The organism is Nonomuraea roseoviolacea subsp. carminata, assembly GCF_024172185.1.
Classification (GTDB): Bacteria; Actinomycetota; Actinomycetes; order Streptosporangiales; family Streptosporangiaceae; genus Nonomuraea; species Nonomuraea roseoviolacea.
This window is the reverse complement of sequence record NZ_JAMZEC010000001.1, coordinates 9,330,252-9,345,799: the sequence shown is the minus strand read 5'-3', so window position 1 is coordinate 9,345,799 and position 15,548 is coordinate 9,330,252. Positions and strand designations below refer to the sequence as shown.

Genomic DNA, 15,548 nt, shown 5'->3' with positions numbered 1-15,548 from the left:
CATGACGCAGGCTGCCAACAACGACCTGAACATCGGCATACCGTTGAGGAGTGACATGCGTAGAGGCACGTTCGTGAGGTGGGGAGTCCCGATCGCGGTGGCGGCCGTCATCGGGGGAGCGCTCGGCGCGGGACCCGTCATCGCCGCCGTCAGCGGCGAGCCCGCGCTGCCGGAGCGGACGGCGCAGCAGCTGCTCGCCGACGCCGCGGCCGCGTCCCGGGGCAAGGACGGCCCGCCCCCGATGTCCGGCACCGTCCAGCAGACCGCCTCGCTCGGGCTGCCCGCCCTTCCGCAGACCGGTGGCGAGTCGCCGCTGACGCTGCTGTCGGGCTCGCACGAGATCAAGGTCTGGTACGGCTCCAGGGACCGGCTGCGCGTGGCCATGCCGACCCAGATGAACGAGACCGACCTGATCGTCAACGGCGGCCAGACCTGGTACTGGGACAGCGCGGCCAACACCGCCACCCGGGTCAAGCTGGCGCCCGGCCAGGACGGCCGGACCGCGCCCAGGCCGCATGACATGACGGCCTCCACGCCGGCGGCGACGACGCCGCAGGCCATGGCCGAGCAGCTGCTGGCGCGGGTGGGCGAGTACAGCGTGGTCAGCGTGGCCAACACCGACAAGGTGGCCGGCCGCCCGGTCTACCAGCTCGTCGTGGCGCCCAAGGACGAGGCCTCGCTGGTGAAGGAGGTGCGGCTCTCGCTCGACGGCGAGACGTACGTGCCGCTCCAGGTGCAGGTGTTCGCCAAGGGCTCGCCCGAGCCGGCGTTCCAGCTCGGCTTCACCCAGGTGACCTTCAGCCCGCCGGCCGACGAGAACTTCACCTTCACCCCGCCCGCCGGGGCGAAGGTGAAGGAGACCACGTTCGGCGCCGGCGACCGCACGGCCGAGCGGGAGAAGGCCGAGGAGGCGCGCAAGGCCGCCGCCGACCGGCTGGACGTCGTCGGCAAGGGCTGGACCAGCGTCGCGGTGGTCAAGCTGTCGGCCGACGACCTCAAGGCCCTCCAGACCGGCGTCCTGCCCGGCCGGGACGCCGGCGACGGCGCCCGGTCCGACCAGTCCGCCCAGCCCACCCCGTCCACGCAGGACGGGCAGGACAGCCAGGGCCGCAAGGGGCCCGACGCCGGCGAGATGAGCGCGATCGCCGACGGGCTGCTCAAGATGGCCAAGCCCGTGAGCGGCCCGTGGGGCTCCGGCCGGCTGATCACGACGAAGCTCGTCACCGCGCTGGTCACCGACGACGGCCGGCTGCTCGTCGGCGCCGTCACCCCGGAGGAGATCATCAAGGCGGCGGGCGTCAAGTGACAGCCGTCACGCTCGACGCGGGGGCGCCCTTCGGGGCGGCCCCGCCCTCCGCCCGGCCCGCGATCGTCACGCGCGGGCTCACCAAGCGGTTCCGCGGCGGCCAGGTCGCGGTCGACGCGCTCGACCTGAGCGTGCCGCGCGGATCGGTCTACGGGTTCCTCGGGCCGAACGGCTCCGGCAAGACCACGACCATCCGCATGCTGCTCGGCCTCGTCGCGCCCACCTCCGGGGAGCACGAGCTGCTGGGGCTGCCGCTGGGCGAGGCGCTGCCCCGGGTGGGGGCACTGGTCGAGGGGCCCGCCTTCTACCCGTACCTGTCGGGCGAGGCCAACCTGCGCCGCTTCGACGCGGCCGACCCGACCGCGCCGCCCGCCACCGCGCGGCGGCGCGTCGCCGAGGCGCTGGACCGGGTCGGCCTGGCGGCCGCGGCGGGCAAGCGCTACCGCACCTACTCGCTCGGCATGCGCCAGCGGCTGGCCATCGCCGCCGCCCTGCTCGGGCCGCGCGAGCTGCTCATCCTGGACGAGCCGACGAACGGGCTCGACCCGCAGGGCACCCGCGAGGTGCGCTCCCTGGTCAAGGAGATCGCGGCCGGCGGCACCACGGTGTTCGTCTCGTCGCACCTGCTGGCCGAGGTGGAGCAGATGTGCACCCACGCCGCCGTCATGCGGGCCGGCCGGCTCGTCGCCCAGGGGTCGATGGCCTCGCTGGGCGGCGGCCAGGTCCCGCGCGTCCGCGTGCGGACGCCCGACACGGCCGACGCGCTGCGCGTCCTGCGCTCGCTCGGCCTGGCGGACGTGCGCGCCGACGGCCCGGAGCCCGGCGACGGGGTGAGCGCCGAGCTCGGCGGGCACGCGCCCGAGCGGGTCAACGCCGCCCTGGTGGGCGAGGGCGTGGCCGTGCGGGGGTTCGCGGTCGAACGGCCGAGCCTGGAGGACGTGTTCGTGAGACTGACGGGAGAGGGTTTCGATGTCGACGGCTGAGACGCGCGAGGCGCGCGCCCGGCGGACCCCGGGCCTCGTCCCGGTCTCCGAGACGCTGCGCACCACCGGCCGGCCGGTCGCCTCCGACGCGGCGGGCACGGCCGCTGGCCCTGCTGGTGACGCCGCCGACGCGGCTCCGTCCGCCGACGGGGCTCCGCTCGCGGGCGCGGCTCCGATTGCGGACGGGGCTCCGACCGCTCACGCGGCCGGAGCCGCCGGCGTCGGCGAGGTCTCCGGGGCGCCGGCGCGCCGGTTCGGGTCGTTCTGGCGGCTGCTCGGCTCCGAGCTGGGCCTGACCTTCCGCCGCCCGCGCAACCTCGTGATGCTCGCCGTGCTGGCCAGTGTGCCCGTCATCCTGGGCGTCGCGCTGCGCCTGGTCACCGACGACATGGACGCCGAGGGGCGGGGCGGCGGGATGGGCGGCCTCGTCGCGTCCGTCGCCGGCAACAGCCTCATGCTGGCCTTCGCGTCGCTGTCGTTCCTCGTGGTGCTGCTCATGCCGGTCGCCGTGAGCGTGGTGGCGGGCGACGCGATCGCCGGCGAGGCGGGCGGCGGCACCCTGCGCTACCTGCTGGCGGCCCCGGCCGGGCGCACCCGGCTGCTGACGGTCAAGTACCTGAACGCGGTCGTCTTCTCCTTCGCGACCGCCGCCGTCGTGGCGGGGTCGGCCCTGGTGACGGGCCTGGCGCTGTTCCCGGTCGGGCCGGTGACGCTGCTGTCGGGCACCACGGTGTCCGTGGCCGACGGGCTGCTGCGCGTCCTCATCAGCGTCGGGTACGTCGGGGCCGGGATGGCCGCGCTGGCGGCCGTGGCGCTGGCGCTGTCCACGTTCACCGAGGTGCCGATCGGGGCCATCGCGGGCACCGTGGTCCTCGTCATCGTCGCGCAGGTGCTGCGGGCCGTGCCGCAGCTCGAACCGATCAGCCCCTACCTGCTGCCGACCTGGCTGACGCGCTTCGACGGAGCGCTGCGCGCCCCGGTCGACTTCGGGGCGATGCGCGACGGGCTGCTGGCGTTCGGCGCGTACATCCTGCTGTTCGGCTCGGTGGCGTGGGCGCGCTTCACGGGCAAGGACATCACCTCCTGAGGGGGTGTGACGCGCGGCGGGGCCGGAGAGCCCGCCCCCGCGCGGCTCTCCGGCCCGCCCGGCCCGGTGTCCGCGCAGCTCACGCGCGGTCCGGGCGCGAGGTGTCGATGCCCGGCGACGGTGCGTGTATGGCGGCTCACGCCCCGATGTGGGAGACGTCACAGCGGCGACGCGGCGCGTGCGGGGCGTTTCCGGCGCTCTGTGTCGGATAGAGGAGGCGTACCCGGGAAAGCGCGCGGGGCCGCGGTGACGCCCCGCCGGACCCGGACGGACCTTGAGGAAGGCATCGACATGGGAACCGACGACAAGATCTCCAACAAGGCGGAGGAGCTGAAGGGCCGCGCCAAGGAGAACATCGGCGATCTGACCGACGACGAGGATCTCCAGGCCGAAGGCCGTGCCGACCAGGCCGAGGGTGGCCTCAAGCAGGCCGGCGAGAAGGTGAAGGACGCGGCGGGGAAGGTGAAGGACGCCTTCAAGAAGTGATCCGCCCTGCGGCCGGCCCGCGCGGCGCCGGTCCCCGGAAGAGGGGGACCAAGCGCCGCGCGGGCCGGTTACGCATGACTCCGGTGAGCCGGCCCGCGTCGCGCGGGCCGGTCACGCGTGAGCCCGGCAGACCGGTCCCGTGTCGGCGATCATCGTGAGCGCCGACGCCGCCCGGCCCGCTCGTCCGGCTAGGGCATCAGCCGGATGAACTCCTCCAGCGAGAACCGCCCGTCGCCGTCCGCGTCGCCGGTGTCGCGCAGGGCGGGCATCGCCTCGGCCGGCAGCTCGGGGAAGTGCGCCCGGAACTCCGCCTCGGTGATGTAGCCGTCGCCGTCGCCGTCGAGCGAGGCGAACTCCCTCTTCAGCCGGGCCAGCCGCTCATCCGTCACGTCCTCGGACATGGTCCATCACCTTTCGGTCGGGGGCCGCCTTTCCGGACAACCTAGCGACCCCGCCGCGCCCAGCCGCCACGAGGGCAGCCGGGCGGCCCGAAGGGGGCTCAGGGACGGACGACCGCGTGAGCGGGTCCGGAGGGACGGCGGCAGCGGGAGAGGGCGGTCAGGAGGGGCGGCGGCGCAGGGCCAGGACCGCGACCACGACCCCGATCACGCCCACCAGCAGCCCCGCCCCGCCCAGCAGGCGCGCCGTGCCGTCGGAGGCGGACGACGCCGCGACCACCCGGGGCGCGTCCGAGGGGGCGGCGGCGGTCGACGCGGCCGCGTGGCCGGACATCGGAGCACCGTCCTTGGCGGCGGCCGGGGTGAGCTTGAGCACCGGGGCCGGGTGCTCCGCCTCCGTGCCGTCGCTCTTGGGCGCGTCGGCCCAGTTCACGACCTCGCCGCCGGAGTACGTCTGCTTGGTCGGGAACGCGAGCTGGTCGACGCCCTCGGGCAGCTTGCCCATGGACACCTCGAACTCCTGGAACTCGCCCTTGGAGATCTTCCCGCCGGACCAGACGACCGTGGACACGGCCTCGGTCAGGTCGCCGTACTCGGTCTTGACCGGGGTGGGCAGCTTGCTCTCGGTGACCTTGACCGTCCAGCCCGGCACGGGCTTGACCGACACGAACGCCAGCGGGTGGTCGGTGGGGAAGGTGACCTCGACGCGCACGGTCGAGGCGTCGTCGCGCTCGTTCGGCACCCGGAACGCGACCTTGGTGAAGCCGCCCTGCTCGGCGCTGGCGGGGTTGATCGTGACGTGCGCGAGCGCGGGCAGCGCGGTGGCCACGGTGACGGCCGCCACGGCGGCGAGCACGGTCGCGGCGCGGCGGCCGAAGGACCGCCCGGAGGGCATGGCGAAGGACATGATGAGGCTCCACGTGAGAAAAGGGGGATGGGAAAAGGGGTGTCAGAGGTCAGGCGGTACGTGGAGGACCGCGCCTGGCCAGGCAGTGCCGCAGGGCCGGATCGGGGGGAACGGCGCGCACCCGCACCACGGGAGGCGCCTGCCGCGCCGACGGCAGCGCCGGGAACACCCCGGCGGACAGCACGCGCCCGAGACGGCGTCCCAGGCCGTCGTGCAGGCGGCGCAGCAGCGACCACAGCGCGGCCTCGCCGCGCGCCAGCCACCAGCCGGTGAGGAGCGTGGCCGTCAGGTGCGCGGCCAGCATGCCGGCGCCGACCGCGAGGCCCCGGCCGGCGGGCTCGCCCGAGCCGACGGCCAGGCTCATCCCGTCGGCGGGGGAGCCGTGCAGGTGGACGGAGACGGAGACGTAGCCGGTGGGCCCGCCGGCGCTGAACCACTCGTGCAGGACCGCCTGCGCGGCGACCAGCGCGAGGTTGATGGTCAGCGGGTGCCGCTCCCTGCCGCCCAGCGCGAGCGCCAGCACACAGGCCGCGCCGAGCCCGAGGGCGGCCGTGCCGGGCGCGGGCGCCGACCCGCCGCCCGCCACGTGCGCCAGCGACGCCAGAACGACGCAGACGGCGGAGAAGACGGCCGTCCGCGCGAGTCTGAGGGGGAGGCGAGCGCGCATGCGGCCTCCATGCTCTCACGGAGCGTGCCCGCCGCACCCCCTAACCGCGAACGGGAGCCGGTCATGACATAGGGGGCTTCCGCCGCCTTGGCGTGCTCTCTGTGTCCGCAGATCTTCGCGGCGCTCATCGAACCGCTCATGCGTGGGTTCGGTTCACTGTCCGCGTCGGAGCGGGGCGAGGGCCTTGGACCAGGGACACCGTGGCTCAGGATGCCCAGAAGCGGTCGGCGATGAGGCCGAGGCGGCGGAGGCCGGTCGCGACCAGGCCGGCGAAGATCGTGGCGCCGTGCTCGGAGGTGTGGGTGTCGTCCTGCTTGTCCCGGGTGAGGTAGAGCTCCTCGGCCGCCTCCGGGCCGAGCGTCTCGACGAGCCGGCGGCTGTCGTCGGTGAGGTCGATCAGCGCCACCCCCTCGGCGGCGGCCACGGCGCGCATCTCGGCCGGCAGGTCCACGCCGCGTTCGTTCACGATCAGCCCGGTGGGGCCGAGCGCCGCGCCGTCGAACCGCCGCCGCACGATCGGGGTGACGAGAACCGGCGTCGCGCCTCTGGCGGCGATCCCGCGCGTGATCCGGGCGAGGTTGTCCCGGTACGCGGCGGCGGTGGCCTGCTTGTCGTTGTGCCCGAACTGGACCAGCGCCACATCCCCGGGCCGTACCTGGGGCTCCATCGCGGCCCACAGCTCCGGCTTGGCCAGGAATGACGCCGCGCTCTCGCTGGAGCCCGAGTGGTTGACCACGGACAGGCCGTGCCGGAAGTGGGCGGGCAGCCGCTGCCCCCAGCCCGTGTACGGCGCGTGCGCCTGGTCGGTGACGGTCGAGTCGCCCGCCAGGAAGAGCGCCGCCGGACGGGCCGGGACCACCTCGACGGACCGCACCCCGGGGGCCGCCCCGGCGAAGGTCAGCGTCAGGCCGGGCGTCCCGGGGCCGTCCCAGCCGTTCTGCTGCGCCTCCGGGGTGCGGACGTTGACGGTGAACGTGCGGCGGTGCCAGCCGTCGCCGGGGGAGGCGCGGGCCATGAGCCGCCGCGCCTCGGCCAGCACCTCGGTGCCGCCTCTGACGACCACGGACACGTCGTAGTGGCCGGGCGGCACGTCGTAGGTGCGGACGGTCGCCTGGTTCGCGGGTTCGGGCATGCGGCGGACTCCCTTCCGGCCGGGAAGCTGGGTAAGCGCTTTCCGGCTTGATGTCGGATTATGCCGTGCGATGCTGGGCAATGCGTGGCCGATTCGCGTCCGATGTCGCTAGGGTCATCCCGACCGCGTCGACATGAGGTGAGAACGTTGCGGCATGTGGGTGGTTTATTTCTCGGCCTGATCGTGACGGCGGCCCTGGTCGTGGGCGGAGGATGGGCGATCCAGCAGGCGCTGGGCGCCGCGCAGCCGCCCGCCGGCCAGAAGCTCTGGATCGCGCTCGGCGCGATGGCCGCCGTGGGCCTGGTGACGGGGCTGGTGGTGGCGGGGCGGGTCTCGCCGATGGCGACGTTCGTGCCGTCGATGGCGCTGCTGGCCTGGACGGTCGTGTACGCGCTCGACATGAACCGCGCCCTGTCGTACATCCCGGCGGAGCCGTCGGTGAACGAGATCGTGCGCGAGGCCGGGCAGGGCGCCAGGATGCTGCTCACCTCGGGGGTGTTCGCGCTGCTGGGCGTGGCGCTGTTCATCCCGGTGCTGATCCCGTCGCGCTGGGCGCGCCGCTATGACGATGACGACGACGACGAGTACGAGGAGAGCCGGCAGGGCGGCTACTACTGACAGGGCGGTCCGGAGGGCCGGTCGCGCACCGGCCCCCGGATGCTCGCGGCCGGCCCTCCGTACGCTCACACGGGCTCGACCGGGGGCGGGGCGGCCCGCCCGCGCGTGTAGAGGCGGGTGACGACCTCCTCGATCGTCGCCGTCCCCGGAGCCGTGGCCATGAGGTCGCCGACGCTGCCGTCGAAGGCCAGCCGGCCGTGGTCGATGAGCAGCACCCGGCGGCACAGCCGCTCGACGTCGCCGAGGTCGTGCGTGGTCAGCAGCACGGTGGTGCCCCGCTCGGCGTTGACCCGCAGCAGGAACGACCGGATGCCGGCCTTGCTCACCACGTCGAGGCCGATGGTGGGCTCGTCGAGCACCAGCACCTCGGGGTCGTGCAGCAGCGCGGCGGCCAGGTCGCCGCGCATCCGCTGGCCCAGGCTGAGCTGCCGCACCGGCGTGCGCGTGAACCCGCCGAGGTCCAGGGCCTCGGTCAGCTCGTCCAGCCGCGCCGCGAACAGCTTGCGATCTACTTTGTAAAGGAGCCGGACCAGCTCGAAGCTGTCCCGCAGCGGAAGGTCCCACCACAGCGTCGTCCGCTGCCCGAACACCACGCCGATCCGCCGCGCCAGCGCCGTCCGCGCCCGCGACGGGTCGAGCCCGGCCACCCGCACCCGGCCGGAGGTCGGGGTGAGGATGCCACACAGCATCTTGATCGTGGTGGACTTGCCGGCGCCGTTCGGGCCGAGGCAGCCGACGAACTCGCCCGGCTCGATCCGGAACGACAGGTCGCGCACGGCGTGGACGACGGCGCCCCGCACCTTGAAGGAGCGCCCGGCCCGCTCAGTCTCGATCATGGTCAACTCCCCGTGGATCGGTAGTGCCTGATGCCCTGCCGCCAGGCGAGCCCGGCCAGCAGTGCGAGGACGCCGGCCGCGACCGGGCCGAGGAACCGGACGAAGCCGGGCGTGCCGAACGGGTCGTCCCGGTCCAGCACGTACAGGGCGGGCTGCCAGTTGACGAACGCCAGCGGCAGCACGTACGTGACCCCGCGCACGAGGTCGCGGCCGTACACGCTGAGCGGGTACTGGGTGAGCTGGCCGCCGCCGTACGTGAAGGAGTTGACCACCTCCGGGGCGTCGGTGAGGAGGAACTGGGCGGCCCCGCCGAGCGTCCAGATCGCGGCGAAGATGACGGTGCCGGTGGCCAGCATGACGGGGAGCATCCACAGCCTCCGCGCGTCCAGGTCGAGGACGGCGAGCGCGTAGCCGAGGACGGCGGCGGCCTGGAGCACCCGACCGGCGCGGGTGGGGGCGAAGCGGTCGGCGGCGAGCTGGATCCAGGTGCTCACCGGCCGGACCAGCATCGTGTCGAGGGTGCCCGCCCTGATGTGCTGGCTGACCCGGTCCACGTTGCTGACGAGCAGGTCGCACAGGGCGAACGGCAGGCCGGCGCTGCCGTACAGGAAGAGGACCTCGTCGCGGGTGAAGCCGGCCAGCGCCGTGGTGTGCGAGAAGAGGACGAGGATGACGGCCACGTCGGTGGCGGTGACGAACACGCCGAGCACCACCATGAGCGCGAACGAGGCGCGGTAGGCCATGGCGGCGCGGGTCCACGTCCAGGCGAGCAGCGCGTACGTCCTAACCACCCTGGATCACCACCCGGTGGCGCACGGCGCGCGTGGCCAGGGCGCCGAGCGCGAGCAGCGCGGCGCCCCACGCCGCCTGGAAGGCGAGGGCGGAACCGGCGGAGGCGGTGCCGAGGTAGACGTCGGCGGGCGCCTGCGCCATGGCGGCCCACGGCAGCGCCCGCACCAGCTCGCCCAGCGCGCCGGGGAACAGCGTGAGGGGCACCATCATGCCGCTGAGCAGCGTGGTCAGCAGCATCGAGCACACCATGACGCCCCGGTCGTCGGCCAGCCAGCACACCGACAGGCACACGAGGTAGCGCCAGGCGAAGCTGACGACCACCCCGGCCGTGACGCAGGCGAGGACGCCGAGCCATCGCTCCGGGTCCCGTGGCGTGGTGATGCCGAACACGGCGGCCCCGGCGAGCATCGGCGGCAGGCCGCGCACGAGGAGCTGGTACGCGGCCCGGCCGAGGTCCTCGGCCAGCAGCCAGAGCTGGAGCGGCGCGGGGCGGACGAGGTCGAGCGCGATGTCGCCGGTGCGGATGCGTTCGGGCAGGGTGAGGCCGCCGCCGAGGAGCTGCATCGGCCCGATGAAGGCCTGGGTGACGAAGCAGAACGTGACGGCGGCGGTGACGTCGTAGCCGGCCAGGCCGGGCCGGGCCTGCCAGAGCGCGATGAGGATGGAGGCGCGCAGCACGCCGAAGACGCTGTTGGTGAAGGCCCCGGCCAGGGCGGCTGCGACGTAGGTGGCGTGCTTGCGGAAGCCGTACCGGGCGAGCCGGGCGTAGAGGGAGAAGGAGACGCACCTCCGGAGGGTGATGGCACGGTGACATGCCGTGCCCGGGCCCGCGCGCGGGCCGGCCAGTGGGAGCCCTGGATTATGGTCCGGACGCCGCCGGGCGGGCAACGCATTTACCCGCGGGCAAGGCTCGCCGGGCGCGAGCGATCCTGCGCGGGCTCTCGTCCGGGGACGAGTTGCTTACTCGTTGGTAGATCGGTGTTCCGGGGGGAAGGGATCTCCTTGGAGGACCGAACATGCACATCGACAGGGACGTCACTCCGGACTATCCCCTCAGCTGGCAGGCGCGCGCGGTCATCGGCCTCATGCACGGCACGCTGAAGCCGGCGTCCATCCTGTTCATGCGGCACGCGCTGGCCCTGGACTGCGCCGCCCGCCTCGGCGACGTCGTCAACCTGCTCCCGCTGCGCCTGCCCGGCCACGTCACGATCACCCCGGCGGGCTTCTCGGCCTGCGGCGGCGAGTGGGTGCGGGCCGGCGAGGGGCTGGACGAGCGCAAGGTCGTGCTGTACTTCCACGGCGGCGGCTACTTCTCCTGCTCGCCCGCGACGCACCGGCCGATCACCTGGCGGCTGTCGCGCGTGGCCAGGCGGCCGGTGCTCGCCCTCGACTACCGCCAGGGCCCGGTGCACACGCTCGCCGACTCCCTGTCCGACGCGCTCGACGCGTACCGATGCCTGCTCGACCAGGGGTACGCCGCCGAGGACGTCCTGCTCGCGGGCGACTCCGCCGGCGGGCACCTCACGCTGGCCACCCTCCTCGCGCTGCGCGACCGGGAGCTGCCGCTGCCCGGCGCGGCCGTGTGCCTGTCGCCCTGGGCCGACCTGACCGACTTCCCGCGGCGCGCCAACCGCTGGCAGGACCCGATGCTGCCGGCGGGCCGGGTGCGCTGGCTCGCCCGCCGCTGGACCGCCGGCCTGGACCCGCGCGACCCGCTGGTGTCGCCGGTGCTGGGCGACTTCTCGGGGCTGCCGCCGCTGATGATCCTGACGGGTTCGACGGAGGTGCTGCGGGACGAGGCCCGCCGGGTGGCCGTCCGGGCGCGGCGGGACGGGGTGCCGGTGCGGTACGAGGAGTGGCGGCGGATGCCGCACTGCTTCCCGATCCTGGCGGACGTGGTGCCGGAGGCGCGGACGGCGTTCCGGCACATGGGCGAGTTCCTGGCGGCGGTGGCCGCCCTGGACGAGGACCCGCCGGCCGAGGGCGCCGCCGCCTGACCCCTTCCCGGAACGCGGAGTGGGCCGTCCGCGCCCGGGTATGGGTTAGGGTTACCTAAGTAAGAGCGGAAGGGTAGGTGTATGTCCGGCAAGCCGAGAGACCACCATCGCGGCGTCGTCCTGCGCACGGAGCGGCTCACCCCGCACATGATCCGCGTCGTGGTGGGCGGTGACGACCTGCGCGACTTCGCCACCTCCGGGCTCACCGACCACTACGTCAAGCTGGTCTTCCCGCACGAGGGCGTCGAGTATCCCGAGCCTTTCAGCGTCCAGAACGTGCGCGCGAGCATGCCCCGCGAGCTGTGGCCCCGGCTGCGCAGCTACACCGTGCGCGCCTGGGACCCGGACGCGGGCCAGCTGACCATCGACTTCGTCCACCACGGCGACAAGGGCCTGGCCGGGCCGTGGGCGGCCCGCGCCGTGCCCGGCGACGAGCTGCTCATGCTGGGGCCGGGCGGCGGTTACGCGCCCGACGCGGCGGCCGGCTGGCACCTGCTGGTGGGCGACGAGAGCGCGCTGCCCGCGATCCTCGCCTCGGTGGAGGTGCTGCCCGCCGGAGCTCTGGCGTACGTGCTGGTCGAGGTGGAGGGGCCGGACGAGGAGCAGAAGGTCGAGACCGTGGCCGACGCCCGCGTGACCTGGCTGCACCGCGACGGCCGCCCGGTCGGCGAGGCGCTGGTCGAGGCGGTGTGCCGGCTGGAGTTCCCGGAGGGCGACGTGCACGCGTTCGTCCACGGTGAGGCGGGCTTCGTGCGGCGGCTGCGCCACCACCTGCGCATCGAGCGGCGGGTGCCGCTGGAGCGGCTGTCCATCTCGGGCTACTGGCGCTCCGGCGTGGACGACGAGGCGTGGCGGGCGGTCAAGAAGGAGTGGAACCGGCAGATCGAGGCCGAGGAGGCGGCCGAACTGGGCTGACCGCCTCCCCGGCGTCCGGTCACGGGATCTTGGTGAGGTCCACGAGGCGCATCCGGCCTTGGACGATGTAGAACATCAGGTGTGGCTCGGGAAGGGGCATAGGCTCCTCCGGGTTCCGGATTCCCAGGTCGGCGGACTTCCCGCTCGTCCTGTCGCGCAGGACGACGCCGACCCGGCTCCGGCCGGTGCCGTGCACCGATTCGGTGCAGAAGCGGTCGGACCCCCCTGTCGGCCTGGCCGCCGCACACGGGTCGGGCCGTTCGCCGGAGCCGTCACGCCGGCGCACGAAGCCGACGCCGCGGTCGGACCTGCCCATGCAGAGCTCCAGACCGCAGAAGACCATCTCTTCTCCCCGCCGGGTGAGCGCGGTGCTGGTCTGGCCGGTCTCCACGTTGCGGATGGTGCCGAACATCGGCTCGCCCTCGACGCTGGCTCTGCCCGGTCGGCTGATCCATGGCCACGCCAGCAGGTGACTGTCCGCGCCGCCCTTGACGGGTTCCACTGTTCCGCCCCTGAGGGGAACGGTGAACACCCCGCCTTCCTCCAGTGAGAACACGATCCGGTCACCGGCCACGGTCAGGGCGTCGAAGCCTCCGTCGTCCACAGGTCGGCTCGCCACGAGGTGGGCCGGGCCGCCCGACAGAGGCGCCGACCAGATCTGTCCCAGGCCGCCCTCCAGCGCCGTCCACCACACCACCCGGCCGCTGCCCGCCGCGAAGCCGCTGGGGAACGACACCGTCCTCTTCGGCACCGTCAGGTCTGCGATCTTGCGCGCGGCGTGGGTCTCCACATCGTAGGCGTAGACGGCGTCCGGCCGTGTGGCGTCGTCCTCCGGCGTCACCAGGAGCGTCCGTTCGTCGATGAGCTGGTGCGGGTAGAAGGCGCGCCCGTCCGGCAGCCGGGCCGGCAAGTCGTGGATCGCCCGCGGCCACACCTTCTCGATGGCGGGCGGAAGCTTCGTCGTCGGCGGGGTGGCGGGCATCGCCCGTGGCGTCCCGCCCTTCAGCGCGAACGTCGCCCCGCCCACCAGCGCCACGACCGCCGCCGCGGCCAGCGCCGCCCGCGTCCGGTTGCGGCGCCTGCGGTAGCGGGCCTCGACCGCGCCGCTCAGCGTGACCGGGGCCTGCGGGGCCCGCCCGGCCGCGCCGGTCAGCGTCCTGCGCAGGGCATCCTCCAACGGGTTCATCGCGCCTCTCCTCGGCTGGTCGGGACGGCGGATTCCGTGGACACGGAGTCGCGGAGCTTGGCCAGGGCGCGGGCGGCCTGGCTGCGCACGGTGCCGCGCGAGACGCCCAGCACGCGGGCGATCTCCTCGTCGGTGAGCTGCTCGTAGTAGCGCAGCACGACCACCGCCCGCTGCCGGCGCGGCAGCCCGGCCAGCGCGTGCCACAGCCGCTGCTCGTCCCCGTCGGGCAGCGTGTCGTGGTGCTCGCGTTCGGGCGGGTCCCAGGCCAGGTGCTCGCGCCGCCGTAACCGCCAGGCGCGGATGTGCAGCCTGGCCATCGTCGTGCGCGCGTAACTCTCCGGGTTGTCCTTCAGCCGCACCCGCGCCCAGGAGGCGCGCAGCTTGACCAGCGCCTCCTGCACCAGGTCGGCGGCGTCGTGCGGGTTCCCGGCCAGCACGTATCCGTAGCGCAGCAGCGCGTCGCCGCGTTCGGCGACGAACTCCGCGAAACGGGGGTCTTGGTCCACGTGCGTCAGCCCTTCGTCGTCTTGGTCACCTCCCAGAGGCGTCGGGTGCGGAAACTGTTGCACGCTCCGGCGGAAAGGTGGGGCACGCGAAAGGGCCGCGCCGATCCGGGGGGAGATCGGCACGGCCCTTGGTCGCCGGGGGAACCCTCCCATGCCCTAGGAGGTGGCCGGCGAGTCGTGAGGCCCCTGGACGGTCAGTGGGCCGTGGCGAACTGCTCCTCCTCCGTCGAGCCCTTGAGCGCGGTCGTCGAGGAGTCGGGCGCGACCGCCGTGCTGACCAGGTCGAAGTAGCCGGTGCCGACCTCGCGCTGGTGCCGGGTGGCGGTGTAGCCGCGGGACTCGGCGGCGAACTCGGCCTCCTGGAGGTCCACGTACGCGGTCATGCCGTGGTGGGCGTAGCCCTGGGCGAGGTCGAACATCGAGTAGTTGAGCGAGTGGAAGCCCGCCAGCGTGATGAACTGGAACTTGTACCCCATGTGGCCCAGCTCCTTCTGGAACTTGGCGATCGTGGAGTCGTCGAGGTGCTTCTTCCAGTTGAACGACGGCGAGCAGTTGTAGGCGAGCATCTGGTCCGGGTACTCGGCCTTGATCGCCTCGGCGAACTCGCGGGCGACGTCGAGGTCGGGCGTGCCGGTCTCCATCCACAGCAGGTCGGAGTACGGCGCGTAGGCCAGGCCGCGGGCGATGCACGCCTGGACGCCGTTGCGCACCCGGTAGAAGCCCTCCGGGGTGCGCTCGCCGGTGGTGAAGCGCTGGTCGCGGGGGTCCACGTCGCTGGTCAGGAGCGTCGCGGCCTGGGCGTCGGTCCGCGCGATGATCAGGGACGGGACTCCGGCCACGTCGGCGGCGAGCCGGGCGGCGTTGAGCGTCTTGACGTGCTGGCCGGTCGGGATGAGGACCTTGCCGCCGAGGTGGCCGCACTTCTTCTCGGAGGCGAGCTGGTCCTCCCAGTGCACGCCCGCCGCGCCGGCGGCGATCATGCCCTTCATCAGCTCGAAGGCGTTGAGCACGCCGCCGAAGCCGGCCTCGGCGTCGGCCACGATGGGCGCCAGCCAGTCGCGCTGCTCGCCCTCGGACCAGGAGATCTGGTCGGCGCGCAGCAGGGCGTTGTTGATGCGCCGCACGACGGCCGGCACCGAGTTGGCCGGGTACAGGCTCTGGTCGGGGTAGGTGTGCCCGCCGAGGTTGGCGTCGGCGGCGACCTGCCAGCCGGACAGGTAGATCGCCTTCAGCCCGGCGCGCACCTGCTGGACGGCCTGGTTGCCGGTCAGCGCGCCCAGCGCGTGCACGTAGTCCTCGGTGTGCAGCAGGCGCCACAGCTTCTCGGCGCCGAGCCGGGCGAGGGTCTGCTCCTCCTGGACGCTGCCCCGCAGCCGGATCACGTCCTCGGCGCTGTAGGTCCGCTCGACGCCCTGCCAGCGAGGGTCGTTCTCCCACTCTTCACGCAGCTGCTCCGCAGCTCCCTTGAGGCGATCGTTCATGGTGTCACTCCTTTGTCGTCCCCTGGGGCCTGTGCCGAGTTTGTGCCCGGGGAACGCTTGATCGACAGGCCGCAGGCCGCAGAAGAATCGCCGAACTTCACGATGTGATGAATACTGACGGGTATTCGATGGAGAAGAAATCGCGAGTTTTCCCGTTGGCCTAGACCAATCCGGCGCGCGCACGCCGCCGGGCGCCCGGGACCCGGAAGATCGCCCAGGCGCTAGAAAATGAGCAGAATTTCTGTCTAAGA

At 73.5% G+C, this 15,548-nt stretch carries 17 protein-coding genes; 7 read left to right on the top strand and 10 right to left on the bottom strand.

Annotation, left to right across the window (positions count from 1 at the left end; all coding sequences use genetic code 11):
* Window positions 1-55 precede the first annotated feature (55 nt).
* The 4 genes from HD595_RS43600 to HD595_RS43585 all read left to right on the top strand — a co-directional run bounded on the left by HD595_RS43600 (window position 56) and on the right by HD595_RS43585 (window position 3,862).
* Window positions 56-1,306, top strand: coding sequence for a LolA family protein (locus HD595_RS43600; RefSeq protein WP_253780188.1), 1,251 nt, complete (start codon window positions 56-58; stop codon window positions 1,304-1,306).
* Window positions 1,303-2,289, top strand: a complete 987-nt coding sequence (locus HD595_RS43595) for an ABC transporter ATP-binding protein (protein ID WP_253780186.1) — start codon at window positions 1,303-1,305, stop codon at window positions 2,287-2,289. The genes HD595_RS43600 and HD595_RS43595 overlap by 4 nt, the downstream gene beginning before the upstream one ends.
* On the top strand, window positions 2,276-3,376 hold the full coding sequence (locus HD595_RS43590) for an ABC transporter permease (RefSeq protein WP_253780184.1): 1,101 nt from the start codon (window positions 2,276-2,278) through the stop codon (window positions 3,374-3,376). The genes HD595_RS43595 and HD595_RS43590 overlap by 14 nt, the downstream gene beginning before the upstream one ends.
* Before the next feature lie 291 nt (window positions 3,377-3,667).
* Window positions 3,668-3,862 carry a CsbD family protein gene (locus tag HD595_RS43585; RefSeq protein WP_253780182.1) on the top strand — a complete coding sequence of 65 codons (195 nt, stop codon included), beginning with the start codon at window positions 3,668-3,670 and terminating at the stop codon, window positions 3,860-3,862.
* A 188-nt stretch (window positions 3,863-4,050) separates the two neighbouring features.
* On the opposite strand, the gene HD595_RS43580 is transcribed toward HD595_RS43585, so the two are convergent.
* The 4 genes from HD595_RS43580 to HD595_RS43565 form a co-directional block, all read right to left on the bottom strand.
* A complete protein-coding gene (locus HD595_RS43580) occupies window positions 4,051-4,263 on the bottom strand; it encodes an EF-hand domain-containing protein (RefSeq protein WP_175598715.1) in 213 nt (70 codons plus the stop codon).
* 157 nt (window positions 4,264-4,420) lie between these two features.
* Complete coding sequence (locus HD595_RS43575; RefSeq protein WP_253780180.1) at window positions 4,421-5,167, bottom strand: YcnI family copper-binding membrane protein; 747 nt, start codon at window positions 5,165-5,167, stop codon at window positions 4,421-4,423.
* A 49-nt stretch (window positions 5,168-5,216) separates the two neighbouring features.
* A complete protein-coding gene (locus HD595_RS43570; RefSeq protein ID WP_253780178.1) occupies window positions 5,217-5,834 on the bottom strand; it encodes an MFS transporter in 618 nt (205 codons plus the stop codon).
* Between the two features lie 205 nt (window positions 5,835-6,039).
* Window positions 6,040-6,966, bottom strand: coding sequence for a rhamnogalacturonan acetylesterase (locus tag HD595_RS43565; RefSeq protein WP_253780176.1), 927 nt, complete (start codon window positions 6,964-6,966; stop codon window positions 6,040-6,042).
* 156 nt (window positions 6,967-7,122) lie between these two features.
* Between HD595_RS43565 and HD595_RS43560 the strand changes: the two genes are divergently transcribed.
* A complete protein-coding gene (locus tag HD595_RS43560) occupies window positions 7,123-7,584 on the top strand; it encodes a hypothetical protein (protein ID WP_253780175.1) in 462 nt (153 codons plus the stop codon).
* Between the two features lie 65 nt (window positions 7,585-7,649).
* On the opposite strand, the gene HD595_RS43555 is transcribed toward HD595_RS43560, so the two are convergent.
* The 3 genes from HD595_RS43555 to HD595_RS43545 are packed head-to-tail and all read right to left on the bottom strand — an operon-like array spanning window position 7,650 to window position 10,100.
* Window positions 7,650-8,420, bottom strand: coding sequence for an ABC transporter ATP-binding protein (locus HD595_RS43555; RefSeq protein WP_253780174.1), 771 nt, complete (start codon window positions 8,418-8,420; stop codon window positions 7,650-7,652).
* Window positions 8,421-8,422: 2 nt separating this feature from the next.
* A complete protein-coding gene (locus HD595_RS43550; RefSeq protein WP_253780172.1) occupies window positions 8,423-9,211 on the bottom strand; it encodes an ABC transporter permease in 789 nt (262 codons plus the stop codon).
* On the bottom strand, window positions 9,204-10,100 hold the full coding sequence (locus HD595_RS43545; protein WP_253780170.1) for an ABC transporter permease: 897 nt from the start codon (window positions 10,098-10,100) through the stop codon (window positions 9,204-9,206). Before HD595_RS43545 ends, HD595_RS43550 begins: the two co-directional genes overlap by 8 nt.
* A 128-nt stretch (window positions 10,101-10,228) precedes the next feature.
* On the opposite strand from HD595_RS43545, the gene HD595_RS43540 reads away from it, so the two are divergent.
* Both HD595_RS43540 and HD595_RS43535 read left to right on the top strand, forming a co-directional pair.
* Entirely contained in the window at window positions 10,229-11,209 is a 981-nt protein-coding gene (locus HD595_RS43540) for an alpha/beta hydrolase fold domain-containing protein (protein WP_253780168.1), read from the top strand.
* A gap of 81 nt (window positions 11,210-11,290) precedes the next feature.
* A complete protein-coding gene (locus HD595_RS43535) occupies window positions 11,291-12,124 on the top strand; it encodes a siderophore-interacting protein (protein WP_253780166.1) in 834 nt (277 codons plus the stop codon).
* A gap of 19 nt (window positions 12,125-12,143) precedes the next feature.
* Here HD595_RS43535 and HD595_RS43530 read toward each other — a convergent pair whose 3' ends face one another.
* The 3 genes from HD595_RS43530 to aceA all read right to left on the bottom strand — a co-directional run bounded on the left by HD595_RS43530 (window position 12,144) and on the right by aceA (window position 15,297).
* Entirely contained in the window at window positions 12,144-13,310 is a 1,167-nt protein-coding gene (locus HD595_RS43530; protein ID WP_253780164.1) for a TolB family protein, read from the bottom strand.
* Window positions 13,307-13,816, bottom strand: coding sequence for a SigE family RNA polymerase sigma factor (locus HD595_RS43525; protein WP_253780162.1), 510 nt, complete (start codon window positions 13,814-13,816; stop codon window positions 13,307-13,309). The genes HD595_RS43530 and HD595_RS43525 overlap by 4 nt, the downstream gene beginning before the upstream one ends.
* A 194-nt stretch (window positions 13,817-14,010) precedes the next feature.
* Window positions 14,011-15,297: an isocitrate lyase gene (aceA, locus tag HD595_RS43520; protein ID WP_253780160.1), complete on the bottom strand. Its 1,287-nt coding sequence runs from the start codon at window positions 15,295-15,297 to the stop codon at window positions 14,011-14,013.
* Window positions 15,298-15,548: the final 251 nt, after the last annotated feature.

Excerpts from the sequence above, each read along its gene's own strand:
- HD595_RS43600 (WP_253780188.1), top strand. The coding sequence starts at position 56 with ATGCGTAGAGGCACGTTCGTGAGGTGGGGAGTCCCGATCGCGGTGGCG.
- aceA (WP_253780160.1), bottom strand. The coding sequence starts at position 15,297 with ATGAACGATCGCCTCAAGGGAGCTGCGGAGCAGCTGCGTGAAGAGTGG.
- HD595_RS43575 (WP_253780180.1), bottom strand. The coding sequence starts at position 5,167 with ATGTCCTTCGCCATGCCCTCCGGGCGGTCCTTCGGCCGCCGCGCCGCG.
- HD595_RS43585 (WP_253780182.1), top strand. The coding sequence starts at position 3,668 with ATGGGAACCGACGACAAGATCTCCAACAAGGCGGAGGAGCTGAAGGGC.
- HD595_RS43590 (WP_253780184.1), top strand. The coding sequence starts at position 2,276 with ATGTCGACGGCTGAGACGCGCGAGGCGCGCGCCCGGCGGACCCCGGGC.
- HD595_RS43580 (WP_175598715.1), bottom strand. The coding sequence starts at position 4,263 with ATGTCCGAGGACGTGACGGATGAGCGGCTGGCCCGGCTGAAGAGGGAG.
- HD595_RS43530 (WP_253780164.1), bottom strand. The coding sequence starts at position 13,310 with ATGAACCCGTTGGAGGATGCCCTGCGCAGGACGCTGACCGGCGCGGCC.
- HD595_RS43555 (WP_253780174.1), bottom strand. The coding sequence starts at position 8,420 with ATGATCGAGACTGAGCGGGCCGGGCGCTCCTTCAAGGTGCGGGGCGCC.
- HD595_RS43540 (WP_253780168.1), top strand. The coding sequence starts at position 10,229 with ATGCACATCGACAGGGACGTCACTCCGGACTATCCCCTCAGCTGGCAG.
- HD595_RS43565 (WP_253780176.1), bottom strand. The coding sequence starts at position 6,966 with ATGCCCGAACCCGCGAACCAGGCGACCGTCCGCACCTACGACGTGCCG.
- HD595_RS43535 (WP_253780166.1), top strand. The coding sequence starts at position 11,291 with ATGTCCGGCAAGCCGAGAGACCACCATCGCGGCGTCGTCCTGCGCACG.
- HD595_RS43570 (WP_253780178.1), bottom strand. The coding sequence starts at position 5,834 with ATGCGCGCTCGCCTCCCCCTCAGACTCGCGCGGACGGCCGTCTTCTCC.